Below are 17953 nucleotides of genomic sequence, written 5' to 3'. Positions count from 1 at the left end.
AAATATTAAAACGAAAAAAAAGAAGAATTAATAAAACTCTTCTTTTTTTTGCTTAATTTCTTCAGATGACTTATTCATTTGTTCATGATATTTATTTATCTTGTAAAATAGCCGCTGCCTTGAAATACCTAGTTCTCTAGCTGCTGCAGCAATTTGGCCATTGTTCTCCTCAACTGCAGACAAAATAAATTGTCGCTCAATGTCTTCCATTTGTTCAGGAAGCGTTCTCTTCTTATTAAAAGAAACGATGGTCGGTAACTCTGAACTCAGTTCACTAGCTCCCTTAATTTCGCAAGGGAAATCTTGTAACGACAAATCTTCCTCCTTACACAAAACAACTGCTCGCTCTACAGCATTTTGAAGCTCCCGAACATTCCCTGGCCATTCATAAGCTGTCAAAATATTCATAAGCTGAGGTGATACACGATAATTTTTCTTCATTTTTTTACGGTGCTTCTCCAAAAATTCCCCCACCAAAAGGGAAATATCTTCTTTTCTTTCTCGAAGTGAAGGAATATGCATATCTATAATATTCAAGCGGTAATACAAATCTTCGCGGAAAGTTCCTTCTTGTACCATTTGTTTCAAATTACGATTTGTTGCAGAAATAATTCGAACGTCCACTTGTTTTAATTGATTGCTTCCCAGACGCATAAATGATTTCTCCTGAACGATTTGAAGAAGCTTAGCTTGAAGCGTAAGAGGCACCTCGCCAATTTCATCCAAAAAAATAGTACCGTTTTGGGCAGCTTCAAATTTTCCCGCTCGACTGGCTGCAGCTCCGGTAAAAGCACCTTTTTCATAACCGAAAAGCTCACTTTCCAATAAATTTTCAGGGATAGCTGCACAGTTTACAGAAATAAAATGACCTTGGTTTCGATCACTTAAGCTATGGATCATTTTGGCGATCATGCTTTTTCCTGTTCCACTTTCTCCATGAAGAAGAACCGTTGCATCTGTGGCTGAGACACGTCCAATTAATTCATAAATCTGTTTCATTTGTTTGCTTATACTAATAAAGCCCTCTAACGATTCAAGCTTGTTTAACTGATTTTTCAATTGGATATTCTCTTGTTTAACTTCAAGTAGTGTATATGCCCTATTAATCACAAGTTCTATTTCTTCTAGTTTTGCTGGTTTTACTAAATAATCAAATGCGCCTGCCCTTATTGCGGATACAGCACTTTCTATATCGCCATAAGCTGTCATAATGACGAACACTTTTTGAGGATAAAGTGCAATGAACTCCTCTAAGAGTTCCAAACCATTTGCATCAGGAAGGTTCAAATCCAGAAAAATAAGATTGGGATCGTCCTCTTTCATTCTTCTTCGTGCTTCTTGTCCATTCGCAGCTAGAATTACGTCATATCCCTTCTTTCGAAATGACAGTGATAGAACGCGTAAAAGTCTAATTTCATCATCCACAAACAGAATGCTCTTCATATTGATTCTCCTCATATTTTAGTATCTCAATATGTATTGTGGTACCTTGAGAGTCTACGCTTTCCGCCCAGATTTCCCCACCGTGTTGAGCTATTATTTCGTGGGCAATAGATAACCCTAGACCAGTCCCCTCAGGTTTCGTGGAATAAAATGGATTGAAAACCCAATTTAGTTTATCTTCTTTAATGCCTTCTCCCGTATCCGAAATTGAAAGTTTCCAATATGCCCCTTTCTCATTAAGCGAAATATGAATATTGCCCTCATCTTTTATCGCTTGTATACTGTTCAAAAAAATATTCAAAAGCAATTGAGTCAATTTATGCCGGTCCCCTAAAACTGGGGCTTTACTAAAATTATATTCGGTTGTGACCATTATGTTTGCATCATTAAATTTTCTTCTTAATAAATTTAGCAATTCATTTGTAATAACAACCAGATCCGTTAGAACATGCTTGTTATATTCATCATCTTTGGTAAGCTTCAGAAAATCCGTTAATAGTTTGTTCATGCGATCCGATGCTGTTAAAATATCTCCTGTCAATTCATCAATAACTTCACTTTCTTCAAATTCATCTTCAATTTGAAGTCGAATCGTTTCAGCTGCAACCTGAATAATACTTAAAGGATTTTTTATTTCATGGGCTATCCCAGCAGTCAACTCACCCAGTGATGCCAGCCGTTCACTTTGTTTTAAGTATTCTTCAAGCTTTTTAACATCACTTACATCACGAATGACAAGAATGGAGCCGATGTACTCATCTTGTTCCCCTTTAAGTAGTGAGGCATAAATACGAACATCATGGAACCCCTTTTCTTTATCAATAATATAGCTTTCGACTTCTTCAAAAGACTTCCCTGCATTAAACGTTTTTAACAGAACAAACTCTTGTATATCATGTTTTATCGACAAATTAAAAATAAGCTGATTTAATACTTCTTCGCGTCTATATAGCATTAAATCTTCAGCGCCTTTATTAAAGGTCATGATCCTACCATCTTTGTCTGTAGTAATAACACAATATGGAATGGACTCCAGGATATAAAACATACTTCTTTCCTTTTCCCTCAATTCCGTAGCCATTTCTGATAAAACAATCGATAGATCCTCTATTTCATCATTTGTTTTCACTTTAACAAATGCATTTCGCTTACCTTCTTTATATTCTTGCACATGCTTAATAAGCGTCGTGACAGGGCGAATCACCCTTGATGCACTGAACATAGCAAGTCCTATTGCTATAATAAAAACGATAGAAAAACCTTGGAATAGTAAAAATTTCACCAATCTAGCTGGCTTTAGTGCTTGTTGAATCGGTTCTCCCACAATCAGACTAATATCTCCCAAAAGAATGGGGCGATAGGCAATGACCAATTCTTTGCTGAAAATCTCACCATTCCATATATCAAAATCTTCTTTTTGAAGATGAATTCCAACTTCATGATCCTGAATGGATTTGCCAATATAACTTTGTTCGGTATGTGCGATAATTGTTCCATTGCGGTCAATCATCGCATTCACTCCTTCTTTCCCTATTGCAAACCTTTGAAGGAGATCTGATAAAACCTGTAGATTCAAATAAGCGACTACACTCCCCACAAATTCTCCCTGATCATTAATGGATGGATAGGCAATTGCAATGGTCTTGCGCCCGTCCGGCAGTTCAATCATATTTGAAATATAGCTTGTCTGACTCCAGGAAAGTCTTTTTATAATAGAACCATTTTCTACAAAATAAGAAAAGGGAACATCCGGAAGACGGAGTGCCAACTGATCATCTTTATATACTTCAATAAACAGATATAGTGGGTCATGTGACAAGATTGTTTCCATTTCTACTCGATAAGCATTCTCTGCATCATTATCAAAATTTGTAACAATGGGTGATATCTGGCGCATATCGGAAACTGAATTTTCGAAAACATTCTCAATTTGGTTCCCTAGGGTTTTTGCTATTAGTTCATCTCGATACTCCATTTGAGACCGAACAGATCCATTTATTACATTTACGGCAATCATATAAAGCGAGGCTAGTACAAATAGAATGACTACTAAAACAATAGCTACATAACGTTTCATTAGCTTTGATTGAAATACTTTCATTTACAAAACCTCGATATGGGAGAAATGAAACAGGATACTTTACACATGTAATCAAAGTACTTTATATGTTTGTTTCATATTAACTCCCACTTTTAATGAGTTACAATTATTAAATTCAGATTTGAAGCGTTTACATTTTTATTTTTTTTACCAACGGCCTGTAAAAGATAGTCCTTCTTGATAGTAAAAGCTTATGTTGATCAAACCACCAATTTTGTTCCATTTTAGAATTAACCACTATCAATACTTCTTCATTTTGAGAAGAGGCAACTACAGGCATATCACTTCCATATATTGGATCAGGCGTATAAAGAGCACTCCCACCTTTACAACCGATATCAGTACCAATAAAATTTGCAATGAGTGTTTTCGTTTGCGAAAATCTTGCAGTGGCATCCCAAGTCGTCATTGAATTAAACGGAAACTTATTCTCCATGATTTTTTCAGGAAGTGCCAATATTTCTCCAAATTCACCATGCCAGCATGAGGGGATAATAATAACATCAGCACGCTTTACGGCAATAATGCCGGCTACCTCAGGGAATGTAGCATCAGAACCGACTATTAGGCCCACACGACCAATATCTGTTACATTTGCAATAACAATTTCCCAACCTCCAGAGGCCCAGCGTTCGTCCGCTTCTGACAAGTGAATTTTACGGGCTTTAGTTACTATATCATCCTCTGGCGTCAGAAGAACAACTGTATTATAAAGGTGATTCTCTTCTCTCTCTATCATACCAAATATAATATTAATTTGATATTCAGCTGAAAGCCTTCTCATATCTCTTACAGTTACTCCATGTATGGGTTCACTGAGTTTCCGGATTTCCTCAGGACTAAGTGAATTAACAGGACCTGTTAAAGAAAGCTCTGGGCAAATAACTAGTGATAATTCGCTCTTTTGTTCTTTTGCTTTTACGGCAGCATCCGCCAAGAGCCTTTTTATTTTCTTTAGATTTTCTTTTTTATCTCCTATAACCGGTTCATACTGCAATAAAGCAGTAGAAATCTTTTTTTCATAATTCTCCGTACTAATTTGCTCTAATGTGTTTATCGATTTTTTATACTCCCATGGTCCGACATGCAACATTAGATCAGAGTAAAGGTCTGGCTTTCGTTTTTCCATTCTTTTCTTTGCAGGATTCTCAAATAATGCAGGGTCAATATCGGCATATAAAATGACGGTCTCATCTCTTGCTTGACTTTCTTCCACGTATGGAGTTTCAGCAAGTTTCCTACCTAAAGGTGACCAAACGGCACTTGCACCGACCATATGATAATCGGTTTCTGTATTTGAACGATTCGCACCTATGACATACAGACCGTTCATTTCAGCCCATGCCTGCAGCATCGAAAGCGATCCACCTGTTGAATTCGTCGGAAAGCAAAGAATATCAGCTCCCTTCACTGCAACGATCCTGGCTGATTCAAAATAGCTTGAATCCATACAAATAATTATTGCAATCCTCCCAATAGACGTTTCGTAAACTGGTATACCCAAGTCCCCCCAATGAGCCCAGTTATCTTCTGTTGCCCATTGATGCACTTTCCTGTATTTTCCGATATATCCCGTAGGTCCCACAAGCGCAGCGGAATTATAGCAAAGTCCGTCCTCTACATCCACTTCCGCCATTCCTATGACAATATGTGTATCGTATAATTTTGCGACTTCTTCAAAACGTTTGGTCGTTTTACCAGGGATGGTATCTGTAAATGGCAGGATAGACTGACGATTCTCATAATGATAGCCTGTTGTAGCCATTTCCGGAGTGACAATTAATTTTGCTCCATTTTTTGCTGCTTCTGTTACCGCCTCCAGCAAATTATCCATATTGTTATCCAATTGATTTAATTGTGGATTAAATTCAATAACGGCTGTTTTGAAAGGATGCTTAATTCCCATAAAGTTGCTCCTTTTGATAAATTATATGAAAAGACAGATGACAAATAATTTGCCACCTGCCAAGCTATTATCTAATTCACCTTTGCAATTGGGTGACTTTACTATCTTCTTCCTTTTTCGTTAGAATTCCATTAAAGAATGCTTTTAGCTGTTCATTCAAATCTTGGAAAACTTCATGCTCATGATACATGAAATCATTATGCTTACCATTTATTATATAAAGTTCCTTAGGTTCATTTGCTGCTTCGTACAGCCCATTTGCCTCATCCAGTGGATGTAATAAGTTATCTTTCCCATGAGCAATGAAAAGTGGCACAGTTACATTTTTCACTTCTTCTTCTGCGTTCATGCTTATTATTGAATCTGTAAACTGCAACACTGTTTGCTTACCAAATGGGGATAGAATGGCCAATTCCTTTTCAACGTAATCCGCTGTTTCCGGATCAAGTGGATAATGAATAAACGTATTGGCAAGTTGCGACTTCCCAGTTAATACTCGTTGTTCTCGATCTTTTTTAACTGTCTTTAAGATTTCATTCCATTCAACATAGGAATGAATGGAGCGTAACCATCTTTGGCCATTATAAAAACCATTCAGTGCTGCCACTGCCTTGACCCGGTTGTCTCTTGCAGCCACACGGACAACATTCGAACCACCCATACCCCAACCTATCAATCCTATTCTATCTGAATCTACTTCTTCTTGGAGGGAGAGAAATGTTATCGCATTTTGAATATCTTCTACCTGCTCATCCAAAATAACGCGACCTTCTTCCCCTTCACTTTTCGCAAAGCTCCGATAATCGAATCCTAAGCAGACATAACCTGCCGCTGTTAAATTTCGTGCAAATAACTTTGGATAAAATTCATTAAATCCTTGATATCCAGAGTTCGGAATAATCGCTGGTCTTTTTTCTCCCTTTTTATAATCGTCTGGAAGATATACCGTGCCGTCTAATTTGTAACCTTCACTATAAAATTCAATGTGACGCTCTATCATTTCCATTACCTCCAATACTGTTTTAAAAGCTTTCATGATTAGATATTGCAAGCAGCGTGCCAGTTTTGCATTTGGACATTGGAATCAGGAAAATGGAGTAAATAAAAGGGAAATCTAAAAATAGTCATAGTAAAAATCTATTAAAATCGAAAATGCGTTAAATTTTTTTTACATAGAAAATTAATTTTATGACAATTACAGTAAAGGGAGTATATACATTCTAAAGTTGAAGAGGACAATGAAATTGAAAAATCAAAAGTACTGTTACTTTTTGGTTTGTTCAATTGGTGGAATCCATTTGCCTCAGAACTGGCTTTTTTTAGGTACTCATTCTAGAAGAATCTGATCCCTATATTTTGGATGTATTTTTTTCTCCCGTTTCCCTGAAATCTTTGCCGTACTTTACTTCACCTGTCACCGATGCTAAATAGTGTGGGCTTACCACCAATTACCGATTGGGTCATAAATCTACTCCTTGTGAATTATTTGATTTTTCAAAAAATAATGATGATTGTATTATAACTTGTATGTTTTTCTTACGTAATCCAAATTTCATTCCTCAAAACAAAAAGTTGTTTTTTCATCACTTTTATAAGCCTATTTTATTTAAAAATACCAATTATTCGTTCATTACGTAATAATCATTAAAATTTTATATACATTTCGAAAGGATTTTTGTTATCATTAATTCATAATCATGGAAATGAATTCTAAATTTAAAACAAAGGAGGAATCGTTTTGAATAATCCATATACGGAATTAACGGTTGGGATGATGAGAACGGGGATTTTAGGTTTCGGCGGCGGGCCATCAGTCATCCCGCTCATCCGCCACGAAGCCGTTTCCCGTTATCACTGGCTCGACGATGATGAATTCGGGGACACTTTAGCGATCGCCAATACACTCCCAGGACCGATTGCCACTAAGATGGCAGCATATCTTGGTTATAAATTAAAAGGCTGGCCGGGAGCCCTCGTAAGTGTGGCCGCTCACGTTTTACCTTCATGCTTTGCGATGGTTTTCTTAATTGCGTTCATTAATGTTTTAAGTAATTCAGCAATGATCAGCAATATGATCGCTGCTGTCATGCCAGTTGTTGCCGTCATGCTTGGCCAAATGGCTTACGAGTTTGGCGAAAAGGCGGTAAAAGGTTTAGGGAAGGTGCTCGGAATCACCTTTTTTGCGATTTCCTTTTTGCTTCTGCAGGTCATTTCCCTGCATCCGGGTATCGTCATAATGATTTTCCTTTTATATGGGGCGTTCCATTTTAAATTAAAAGATAGATTGAAAAATAAAAAGGTTGATAGGAAGGAGGAATCCGCTTAATGGGTCTTATAATCCCAATTGGAGTCGCTGTTTTTCTAGCGTTTTTCATAGCCAATATCCTTGGTTACGGCGGAGGCCCAGCCTCGATTCCGCTTATGTATGATCAAATCGTCACCCGGTACGGTTGGCTTGATAATACCGAGTTTTCACAAATGCTTGCGTTAGGGAATTCACTCCCAGGGCCGATCGCCACCAAAATAGCCGCATATGTCGGATATGATGTATATGGGTGGCCAGGATTTTTAGCTGCATTGGCGGGCACCGTCATCCCTTCAGCAGTGGCTTTGATATATTTATTAAAAATCCTGCGAAAACACAAGCAATCGCCTATCGTAAAAGGCATGTCCCTGCTTGTGCAGCCCGTGATTGCGATCATGATGTTATTGCTCACTTGGAATATGGCCGCTGATGCCGTCGGTTCCATCGGCTACATCCATTCAATCGTCATCGCTGGTTTGGCATTCTTGGCTTTAGGTAAATTCAAGATTCACCCCGCATTCGTAATCATTCTTGCTTTTGCGTATGGCGGCTTTATCATCCCGCTCACATAATAAAAAAAAATCCCCCTATATAGGGGGATTTTTTCATTTAAAGCTTCATGCCCATCCGGCTTTTATAACGTTTAATGAGAATTTGGCAATCAACGCTGACAACACCTACTACCGCATACAGCTTCTCATTGAGAAAGCGTTCCATCTCCTGATTATCAGTAAAGATTCCGTGCATATGGAGTTTACTCGGACCAGTCATATGATATAAGCTCGTTACAGCCGGTTCACTTTCTAATTGCTGGGCGACCGATTCCAAATATTTAGGCTCAACCTCAACGTTAAAAAAAGCCGAGACATGGATGCCGACCTTAGCTGGATTTATGACCGCAGTGAATCTCTCGATCACGCCGTTTTCAACAAGATGATTAATTCTCATTTGAACCGCAACTCTGGAGAGTTCCACTTTCTTCGCTAAGTCGGTATACGAAATTCGCGCATCTTCATGTAAAACCGATATGATTTTCTTATCGATCTCATCAACTTTCAAGCTGGGAATCTTAAAGTCCTCTGCCATCCTATGTAACTCCTTTTCGATTTCTTAATTCCATTATCGCAGAGAACACCACCGGATCACAACATTCTTCCTTTTCACTTTCAAATTTACCCTCCAAGAAACGGCAGAATTTAAGCAATACCCAAACAAAATAAACCGATTGAGTAATGAATGAAGGCCTTCAAGTTTTGACAGCCCCTTTTCAATAAGCCCCCTCCAACTCTTCCTCTTGCACAGTAACCAGGAAAGGAACATCCACGAAATTATATCCAGTCGTATAGCTATTTCCGTTAAAGGAGTGCTCAGGGATTATCTCCTCCCCTTCTTTATCATGAAAATTAGTGACCAACCGTATCGGGTCGTTAAAATCAGGGAAGTCATTCTGTCCATCTTCTGCCTGTAGTTTTACATACTGTTTCATAAGTTCCCGCCAATTGTCAGGAAACCTCTCGACTCCGTACGTTTTCCCCTTAAGCGCAATGCTGTGCATCATTTCTATACCTGGTTGATATGTGGCTATTCCATCCGATACCAAAAAACCCCTATCACCCTTCATAAAAACCCCGATTTCGGATACGTCATCTTTTGGATTCATATTCCACATGATCAATGATTTTTCTTCTCCATTCCAAACCTGTGGCTGACCGCCCATGTTCACGGAAGCAGCTTTCCATTTGTTACCCTTCCAGACCCAAAAGCTCATCCCATATCCACTTTCTTCGCTGATAAAGGGGACAAACACATGTGTATCATCTAAAAAGATTTTATTCTGAATGGACTTTGGTTGTGCTTCAGGGAAGATTGAGTTTATTCGTTTAATGATTTGCTTTTCCGATAGAAAGGGTTCCGGCTCTTTTTGGAATAGTACAAATAAAAGAATACCTCCTATCAAGATGGTAGCTGTAATTAAAACACTCATTTTTGCTTTTTTAGTCATTCTTCCAACACACCTCCGGTTAAAATGGACTCTTCTAACCTGAAGTAGACCTGGTGCCCCTTATTTGGTGTAATCAGCAGACCCTTGCCATCTTCTTCAATGAAAATGAGTGTTTCAAGACCACTTCCTTTTTTAGGAGCTGACCCTGTCAGAATATAAGGGAACGTTTCTTTATACCCGCTCTCTTCATTGATCCCATAATACCAAGATTCGCTCTCGATCTTTTTTTGTTTCATCTTGTTCATTTGTCTTTGCAGTTCTTCTTTATTCAAAGTGACCTCTTTGGAATTCGAATGGGTCGCTATCAGCGAAGCCTTGTTAACGTCCATCATATATGTAGTTGTTTCAGACTTAGGATATATAATTCCATCCAGAGGCATGGCTAAAAGTGAAGCTGTCAAAAAGATGAAATTCGATAGGAATCCGAGCCAGGCAAATCGACGGAATCGCTGCCACCGCCCTTCATTTCCTTTCCTTCTCAATAACCATGATAAAAGAGCCACCCCTAAAGGGACAATGGGTACACTAACAACCTCATCTGATAGATTAAAAGAAAAATTAAAAGCGATCATTCCAAGTACCAAGACAACTGAAGCCTTCCATACCTTAGGTGAATCCTCTTGTCTTCTATAAATAATGGCAAAAGCTATCGCAATCAGCATGTAACTTAATGCTATAAAAATTAAAGAGGGTGCATGCATATATTTTTCTGCATCAAACAATCCATTCATTCTATCTAATACTCTCCTTTTAATCGACTTTACCCTATATATATATGAATCCTCCTAGAATACCATATATACCCTTCTTTGTAATTAAAGGGCACAAATGAGTATTTATCAGACTTCAATCCCCCTCCCTTATTCGGAAATTGAAGGTGGGGGTTTTACAGCCTGTTTAATGTAGGATAAAAGTTTATGAGTATCCAATGGACCCTTCCTCAATCCCTTGTTTGTAAAGTTTTCGCGATACTTTTATATTCCTCGTCATTGAGAATGCCCATTTTTTTGAATAATGCAGAATAAGCCATTATTTTTTTTTGGGTACGGTTTGTACAATTCATATGGATCAGCTCCTTTTTACATAGTATTCATTTGCGACAAAATGTTTCCTGCGAGCAAAAAATTTTGTATAGACTAAAATAAAAAAGCTGCCCATTCTTGCAACCAGTCATCATTCGGATTATCGTTGTTTAAGAAGATGCGACGGAATTGAAAAAAACTGCATACTTTCTTCATACTTTTTCGCTATACTGACTCCATTGAATAAGAAGGTGAATATTTTGAAAATCTCCTTTAAGCTGGGACTGTGTATATTTGTTTGCATTTTTTTGATGGAAACCGTTTCCATGGTTTACTTACATAATAAAGTGATCCACTCCCGTATCAATCAAGAATTGGAATCACTGAAGGCCCGAGGTAATAGTCATCGTGATGTGTTGGAAATCACTTATTCCGACTCAACTCTTCAGCATATCGGCCTGATGGAATCACATACCGATACAGATGTCGTGATAACGAATACAAGAGGAAATATCCTGATATCTTCCGAAAAGGTTAATGGGGGAATGAAAAAAATCTTAGGAAAAAATCTCCCACAGGTATCCCGAAAAGGTCTGATCATCCAATCAAGTTGGAAGGATGAAAGGTATATAGCCACCGTTACACCATTTATCAGTGATAAAGAAAATGAAGGCTATGTCTACATGTTCAAAGATACCAGGGATGTTGAAGATTTAATCGCTCAATTGAATAGGCATTTCCTCTTTGCAACTGTAATGCTCCTTTTCTTTATGCTTATCACCATTTATTTCTTATCAAAAGCTTTGACTAGACCGCTTATTGCGATGAAAGAAGCGACCACCAAACTTAGCAAAGGGAATTTTTCAGTGGCTGTACCAGTACGATCACAAGATGAACTTGGGGAACTTGCCCAATCCATTCAAAGCTTGGCTAATGAATTGAACTATTTAAAGAAGGAACGCAATGAATTTTTGGCAAGTATCTCTCATGAACTGCGCACGCCGCTAACTTATATCAAGGGATACGCTGATATAGCCCGCCGGAAAGATTTGAATGCATACGAAAGATCACGATACTTGGAGATCATCCATGATGAATCCCAACGATTAAACAGATTATTGGACGAACTATTCAATATGGCTAGAATGGATGTACATACATTCACCATATCAAAAGAAACCATTCAGCTCTCTTCATTCCTGCAAACCATTCATGAAAAAGTGCTACCAGCTTTTACAAATGAAAAAATTCAATTGAATCTGGAATGTAAGGATCATTTATTTATAGATTTAGATCCCACACGATTTGAGCAAGTTATTCTTAACCTGCTGGATAATTCACTGAAGTACTCGAACGAACATACAGTCACCGCCATCAAAGCCACTGAATCACCTGACGGAATCTCGATCTCCATAATCGATCAAGGGGTGGGCATTCCAAGTGAAGACATCCCGCATATCTTTGATCGTTTATATCGTGTCGAGAAATCACGGGCTAGAGATACCGGTGGATTCGGATTGGGGCTGTCCATCGTCAGGCAATTAGTGGAGGTTCAAGGAGGAACCATTTCAGTTAAAAGCAAGTTGGAGCAAGGAACGTGCTTCACTATTACATTTAAGGAGATAAAAAATGAAGACAGTAGTTCTGGTTGATGATGAACAGAGAATGCTTGATCTTATAGAGCTATACCTTATACCTCACGGGTTTACATGCATAAAGATGAATTCTGGACATGAAGCCATCCAGTTCTTAGAGCATAAACAAGCTGACATGGTCCTTCTTGATGTAATGATGCCTGAGATGGATGGGTGGGAAACGTGCGAAAGGATCCGGGCGTTTTCCAATATTCCCATAATCATGCTCACCGCACGGGATGCTGCAGAAGAAATGGTCAAAGGGCTGAAAAAGGGCGCCGACGATTATGTAACGAAACCCTTTAATGAAGATGTTTTACTAGCCAGAATCGAAGCGGTGACGCGGCGAATACATAATCATCAAGGTGTGATCTTTAGGGGAATAAAATTAAATGAATCCGCTTATGAAGCGCATTATGATTCCAATACCATCCCATTAACCCCAAAAGAGTTTTCCATGTTGTGCCTGTTTTTAAAATCACCAGATCAAGTGTATTCCAGAGATCACCTGCTTTCGACCATATGGGGATTTAAAACGGATACGGAAGATCGGACAATCGATTCCCATATTCGAAATATTAGAGAGAAATTACGTCATGCCGGTTTTCCAGTTGATCAACATTTGAAAACGGTATGGGGCATCGGATATAAATGGAGTTCTGTGGGTTGATATGAATTTCATTTCTGAGGCATTAGCATCCAGCGGACCTTTTTCCATTGCTATAAGTTTAGTATTGAACATATTGATTAGCGTGCTTGGTTTTATTCCAAGCGTATTCATCACGGCTGCCAATATCACCGTATTTGGATTTGAAAAGGGATTGATCCTTTCTTACTTGGGGGAAATTGCAGGAGCAGTAGTCAGCTTTTGGTTATATCGAAAGGGCATTCAAACATTCAAACCCAAATTCATGAGGAACCGATGGGTCATGCAGCTGCAAAAGTCACAAGGGTTTCATGCATTTTGGATGATCCTGATGCTTAGGCTCCTTCCTTTTATACCATCCGGCGTGATTAACCTTACAGCAGCATTAAGCAAGACGGGCGTGATGATATTCTTCTTCGCCACATCCATCGGAAAACTGCCTGCCCTCCTTGTCGAGGCCTATTCGGTGACACAAGTATTGAAGGCATCAGACGATGTGAGGATTGTTTTGGTGCTGTTGATTCTGGTAATTGCAGTCATTTATTACTTTAAAAGAAACAAGAAAAAAGGAATGTAGAAAAAAAAGGCTTCTTTATTAAACTCGGCAGATACGACCTAAAAGAAAGTTAATTTGATATTCCCTTGAAGGCATCCCCCAAGTCAGCAATACGGTGGAAAACAATCAACACGGCCTGGCCGCTATCGGAAATTCCTCTCTTCGCTAATTAATCTATCACGATTATCGAAGGGTAAATTGGTTCATTTCCACGAATGCTTCACCTATATAATGAGATAATGCCTATACTATCTTCCTGTTTTCTGGAAAAAAAGAATGAATATATTGTGTTTCTATGGGACATTCCTTTATAATGCGCATTAGATGATTTTTTTAGCACCGAATAAGAGAGGAGACTGAATATGAAGAAACTATTGTACCCAATCGTTATTGGATTATTGGCAGTTGTTCTAACAGCTTGTGGTTCGAACGATGAAGCTGATAAAAAAAATGACGAAAAAGAAACTAAAACAACTGAGGAGAAAGAAACGGCTAAAGCAACTGAGGAACAGCAAAAAAAGATGGAAGAAATGCAGAAGGAACTGGATAAACAAAAGGTAGATGAAAAGAAAACGGTGGCCATCGTCAATGACGAAAAAATTTCAGGTGCGGAATATAATACAGTGTTGTCCACGACACAAATGCAAATGCAGCAATTCGGACAAGATCCAACATCCAAAGAGGGAGCCAAACAAATTAAAGAGCAAACGCTCAACTCTTTAGTGGGACAAACATTGCTGCTTCAAGCTGCTGATAAAAAGGGCTACACAGCCACCAAGGCTGAAATCGAAAAGCAACTTGCCGAAATCAAAGACGAATATGAAAGTGAAGAGAAATTCAAGGAAGCGATGAAACAAGCAGGTCTGAATTCGGAAATGTTGAATACTCAGATTGCAGAGAATATTCCATATACTAAGTACGTTGAAAAAGAGATTAAAGTGGAAGAAGCAACTGATGAAGAAATTCAAAAGTACTACGACCAGGTTGCGGAGCAAGCTAAAACAAGCGGGCAACCGGTACAGAAACTCGAAGAAATGAAGCCGCAAATCAAGAAACAACTAGAGCAGCAAAAGAAACAAGAAAAGCTTGTGAAACATGTGGAAGAACTTCAGAAAAATGCTAAGGTCGATATTAAGATTTAATGCATTTAAGAGCTGCCAAAATTGGCAGCTCTTTCTTAATGGTCTTTGGTTCGCCTACTAACTAAAACACAATCATTTACTTATACCACGGCTTTACATTTTTTATACGCCCGTTTTAGAGTAACGTTCGATTCTTTCTCCTATTTCATCACGAACACGTTGGAAGGTAGCCCATTTTTCTTCATCTGTTCCTTCCGCTTTTGCCGGGTCATCAAAGCCCCAGTGTTCGCGTTTAACATGCGGTGGTGTCATTGGACATTTGTCTGCCGCATCGCCACATAACGTAACGACAAAATCGGCATTATTCAATATGTCAGGGTCGATGATATCCGATGTTTGATTGGAGATGTCCAATCCAACTTCATTCATTGCTTGTACAGCTTTTGGATTTAACCCATGTGCTTCGATTCCTGCACTAAGCACTTGCCATTCGTCACCTAAATATTTCTTCCCCCAAGCCTCTGCCATTTGGCTTCTGCAAGAGTTACCAGTACATAAGAAGTATAATGTTTTTTTAGCCATGCTGTTTCTCCTTCATGAATAATGTAAGTGTTTAATGAATAATTTGTAACCATATATATAAGCCAACTAATGTGATGAACAATGTTGGGATGGTTAAGATGATTCCAGTTTTAAAATAGGTTCCCCATGAGATTTTCACGCCTTTTAATGATAGGACATGCAGCCACAATAACGTTGCCAAAGAACCAATCGGAGTGATTTTCGGTCCCAAGTCCGAACCAATGACATTTGCATATATAAGGGCTTCCCTGATCACGCCTGTAGTATTGGTATCGGAAATGGCAAGGGCATCAATCATCACGGTTGGCATGTTATTCATAAACGATGAAAGAATGGCGGCTATGAAGCCCATCCCCATCGTTGCTGTAAATAATCCTTGATTGGATGTAACTTGGATTAAATCCGTCAATACATTCGTCAATCCAACATTCCGCAGGCTGTACACAACAACATACATGCCTATAGAGAAAAAGACGATTGCCCATGGTGCTCCTTTAATAACTGTTTTCGTATTGACTGCTGGACTCCTTCTAGCCATCATGAGGAAGAAAATAGCCACAATGCCTGCAATGATGGATACAGGCACTCCAATAAATTCACTGGCAAAATAACCTACCAGCAATATTCCTAATACTATCCAGGACAACCGGAACATTCTTTGGTCCCGAATGGCTTCCACTGGTTTTTTAAGTTGGGATACATCATAATTTTCCGGTATGCTTTTACGGAAAAACAGATATAAAACCAAGATACTTGCTACCAATGCAAAAAGATCTGGTACGATCATTCTTGATGCAAACTCGGCAAAACTGATATTGAAAAAATCTGCAGAAACAATGTTTACAAGATTACTCACCACTAAAGGCAATGAGGTTGTGTCCGCAATAAACCCACTGGCGATGATGAATGGGAATATCATTTTATCATTAAAATTTAGGGCACGAACCATTGCTAATACAATCGGGGTAAGGATTAGAGCAGCTCCGTCATTTGCAAAAAAAGCAGCTACAAGAGCACCGAGGATACTTACATAAACAAACATCCTTACTCCATTTCCCTTGGCTGCCCTAGCCATATGCAGTGCTGCCCATTCAAAAAATCCTATCTCATCCAAAATAAGCGAGATGATGATGATGGCGATGAAGGCCAGTGTAGCGTTCCAGACTATGGATGTCACGTCTATGACATCAGTAAAATCCACCACACCAACAAGTAAGGCCAAAACCGCACCGCCACAAGCTGACCAACCGATCGACAATCCCTTTGGCTGCCAGATGACGAGAATGAGTGTTAATAAAAAGATGATAACTGCCAAAATAACTGGTCCCACTGAAATAGTACCTCCTAGTTAGTCACAACAAATCCGTTTTCCTTGTGCTGATAATTCTTCTAATTTAAAGTTTTGACTTGGCAAATCCTTGATGACCGTCTGAATAAATGAGTAATAGGAAGAAGACTGGTTTAACGAATAAAAGACCCATTGCCCCCTTCTCGATTCTTTCACGATTCCACTATCTTTCATTTTCCGTAAATGTTGGCTGATGGCAGGTTGGCTCATTTCGAACAGGTCCACAAATTCACAGACACAACATTCATGATCATACATGATTTTAATCATAGTCAAACGAGTTTTATCACCTAGAAGTTTAAGAACGTTTGCAGTTCCTTCTATATCCAAAGCTTCATTCGTTTGCATTTAATCCCTCCTAGTCTAATCAAATAAATAATCATATGCTTATGTGATTATTTAGGATAATTGTATAAGTATATTCTTATTTAATCAATAATTAAATATTCAACAATATAATTTTTTAATTTTTAGTCTGCTAAAAGATGTTTCGAAATAACTCCGACTAAGGCGAACTTTGCCTACGCCCGCACTTCACTAGCATTGGGAAATCTTATCCAAAGGCTCGGTTAAAGGGGTTGTTGATTTTCTTATTGACCTAACGGGACAGGATAGTTACATAAAGTTATATAAAAGAAGGCCATAGTTTACTTCTTACTTAAAAGCTGTAAGCTTTAAAAACTAAGCATTCTTATTTTATAAACAATGACATTAATGTAGGCTTTTTTCATACTATATTATTGGGGTGAAAAAATGCCAAGAGTAAATTACCGAAGTTCAGACGTTGACTTAATGGCAAGGATGATGAGAGCAGAAGCTGAAGGTGAAGGATTACAAGGAATGTTATATGTTGGCAATGTAATTGTAAATCGTCTTAAAGCAAATTGTATAGACTTTAAAGATTTAAGAACAATTCCACAAGTCGTTTATCAAGTTCAAGGAGGAAATTATTCTTTTGAAGCTGTTCAAAAAGGTAATGTATTTTATCAAAGAGCGAGAACTGCTGAAAAAAGATTAGCGAAACAGAATTTGGAATATTGGAGGCAACACCCAGGGAAATATGCTCTTTGGTATTTTAATCCATATGCTCCATGCCCACCAACATGGTACGGTCAACCTTTTGCTGGACAATATAAAAATCATTGTTATTATGAACCAAAACCTGGAACATGTGAAAGTGTTTATTCCGGTTAGGTTGTCTAGGAGCTCTTATTAATTCTGGAGTTTTATTTTTCTTTTCGGTTCCGCGAATACAAAATCTTTTAGTCGTAGGTGCTGATAGCCAACCACATTCATTCAATGCAACTCCTGTTGGTAATGTAACGG

At 38.4% G+C, this 17953-nt stretch carries 17 protein-coding genes; 7 read left to right on the top strand and 10 right to left on the bottom strand.

From position 1 onward, the window contains the following. Positions 1 to 27: 27 nt before the first annotated feature. From ABIE66_RS05180 to ABIE66_RS05165, 4 genes are all read right to left on the bottom strand, one after another. On the bottom strand, positions 28 to 1443 hold the full coding sequence (locus ABIE66_RS05180; RefSeq protein WP_370014072.1) for a sigma-54-dependent transcriptional regulator: 1416 nt from the start codon (positions 1441 to 1443) through the stop codon (positions 28 to 30). Then, positions 1418 to 3544, bottom strand: a complete 2127-nt coding sequence (locus ABIE66_RS05175; RefSeq protein WP_370014071.1) for an ATP-binding protein — start codon at positions 3542 to 3544, stop codon at positions 1418 to 1420. The genes ABIE66_RS05180 and ABIE66_RS05175 overlap by 26 nt, the downstream gene beginning before the upstream one ends. 130 nt (positions 3545 to 3674) lie before the next feature. Next, entirely contained in the window at positions 3675 to 5450 is a 1776-nt protein-coding gene (locus ABIE66_RS05170; protein WP_370014070.1) for a nitrilase-related carbon-nitrogen hydrolase, read from the bottom strand. Between the two features lie 76 nt (positions 5451 to 5526). Further along, positions 5527 to 6513, bottom strand: a complete 987-nt coding sequence (locus ABIE66_RS05165) for an alpha/beta hydrolase (RefSeq protein ID WP_370016981.1) — start codon at positions 6511 to 6513, stop codon at positions 5527 to 5529. Positions 6514 to 7188: 675 nt separating this feature from the next. Here ABIE66_RS05165 and chrB point away from each other — a divergent pair. Both chrB and chrA read left to right on the top strand, forming a co-directional pair. Continuing rightward, on the top strand, positions 7189 to 7776 hold the full coding sequence (gene chrB / locus ABIE66_RS05160) for a chromate efflux transporter ChrB (RefSeq protein WP_370014069.1): 588 nt from the start codon (positions 7189 to 7191) through the stop codon (positions 7774 to 7776). Next, the gene (gene chrA / locus ABIE66_RS05155) at positions 7776 to 8327 is read left to right on the top strand and encodes a chromate efflux transporter ChrA (RefSeq protein ID WP_370014068.1); all 552 of its coding nucleotides are present in this window, start codon (positions 7776 to 7778) and stop codon (positions 8325 to 8327) included. Before chrB ends, chrA begins: the two co-directional genes overlap by 1 nt. A 37-nt stretch (positions 8328 to 8364) precedes the next feature. Here the strand turns inward: chrA and chrS are convergent, their stop codons facing one another. The 3 genes from chrS to ABIE66_RS05140 all read right to left on the bottom strand — a co-directional run bounded on the left by chrS (position 8365) and on the right by ABIE66_RS05140 (position 10488). Beyond that, positions 8365 to 8841: a chromate efflux transcriptional regulator ChrS gene (gene chrS, locus ABIE66_RS05150; protein ID WP_034315019.1), complete on the bottom strand. Its 477-nt coding sequence runs from the start codon at positions 8839 to 8841 to the stop codon at positions 8365 to 8367. A 181-nt stretch (positions 8842 to 9022) separates the two neighbouring features. Beyond that, positions 9023 to 9757: a hypothetical protein gene (locus ABIE66_RS05145; RefSeq protein ID WP_370014067.1), complete on the bottom strand. Its 735-nt coding sequence runs from the start codon at positions 9755 to 9757 to the stop codon at positions 9023 to 9025. Then, a complete protein-coding gene (locus ABIE66_RS05140) occupies positions 9754 to 10488 on the bottom strand; it encodes a hypothetical protein (RefSeq protein ID WP_370014066.1) in 735 nt (244 codons plus the stop codon). The genes ABIE66_RS05145 and ABIE66_RS05140 overlap by 4 nt, the downstream gene beginning before the upstream one ends. A gap of 638 nt (positions 10489 to 11126) precedes the next feature. On the opposite strand from ABIE66_RS05140, the gene ABIE66_RS05135 reads away from it, so the two are divergent. From ABIE66_RS05135 to ABIE66_RS05120, 4 genes are all read left to right on the top strand, one after another. Then, complete coding sequence (locus ABIE66_RS05135; protein ID WP_370014065.1) at positions 11127 to 12431, top strand: sensor histidine kinase; 1305 nt, start codon at positions 11127 to 11129, stop codon at positions 12429 to 12431. After that, entirely contained in the window at positions 12409 to 13083 is a 675-nt protein-coding gene (locus tag ABIE66_RS05130; RefSeq protein WP_370014064.1) for a response regulator transcription factor, read from the top strand. Before ABIE66_RS05135 ends, ABIE66_RS05130 begins: the two co-directional genes overlap by 23 nt. Position 13084: 1 nt before the next feature. Beyond that, the gene (locus ABIE66_RS05125) at positions 13085 to 13636 is read left to right on the top strand and encodes a TVP38/TMEM64 family protein (protein WP_289333301.1); all 552 of its coding nucleotides are present in this window, start codon (positions 13085 to 13087) and stop codon (positions 13634 to 13636) included. A 341-nt stretch (positions 13637 to 13977) separates the two neighbouring features. Then, positions 13978 to 14757, top strand: a complete 780-nt coding sequence (locus ABIE66_RS05120; RefSeq protein ID WP_289323931.1) for a SurA N-terminal domain-containing protein — start codon at positions 13978 to 13980, stop codon at positions 14755 to 14757. 102 nt (positions 14758 to 14859) lie between these two features. On the opposite strand, the gene arsC is transcribed toward ABIE66_RS05120, so the two are convergent. Genes arsC through ABIE66_RS05105 form a run of 3 tightly spaced genes read right to left on the bottom strand, consistent with a single transcriptional unit; the run spans position 14860 to position 16975 of the window. Next, positions 14860 to 15279: an arsenate reductase (thioredoxin) gene (gene arsC / locus ABIE66_RS05115; protein ID WP_289317703.1), complete on the bottom strand. Its 420-nt coding sequence runs from the start codon at positions 15277 to 15279 to the stop codon at positions 14860 to 14862. 31 nt (positions 15280 to 15310) lie between these two features. Next, positions 15311 to 16609 (bottom strand): arsenic transporter, encoded by a 1299-nt coding sequence (locus tag ABIE66_RS05110; RefSeq protein WP_370014063.1) that lies wholly within the window; start codon positions 16607 to 16609, stop codon positions 15311 to 15313. 18 nt (positions 16610 to 16627) lie between these two features. After that, complete coding sequence (locus ABIE66_RS05105) at positions 16628 to 16975, bottom strand: ArsR/SmtB family transcription factor (RefSeq protein WP_289323929.1); 348 nt, start codon at positions 16973 to 16975, stop codon at positions 16628 to 16630. A gap of 405 nt (positions 16976 to 17380) precedes the next feature. Between ABIE66_RS05105 and ABIE66_RS05100 the strand changes: the two genes are divergently transcribed. Further along, positions 17381 to 17821 carry a cell wall hydrolase gene (locus tag ABIE66_RS05100; protein WP_370014062.1) on the top strand — a complete coding sequence of 147 codons (441 nt, stop codon included), beginning with the start codon at positions 17381 to 17383 and terminating at the stop codon, positions 17819 to 17821. The last annotated feature ends 132 nt before the right edge of the window (positions 17822 to 17953 follow it).

The organism is Peribacillus sp. B2I2 (assembly GCF_041261685.1).
Classification (GTDB): Bacteria; Bacillota; Bacilli; order Bacillales; family DSM-1321; genus Peribacillus.
Note: the sequence above shows the minus strand (reverse complement) of the source record. Positions and strands in the feature narration are given on the sequence as shown.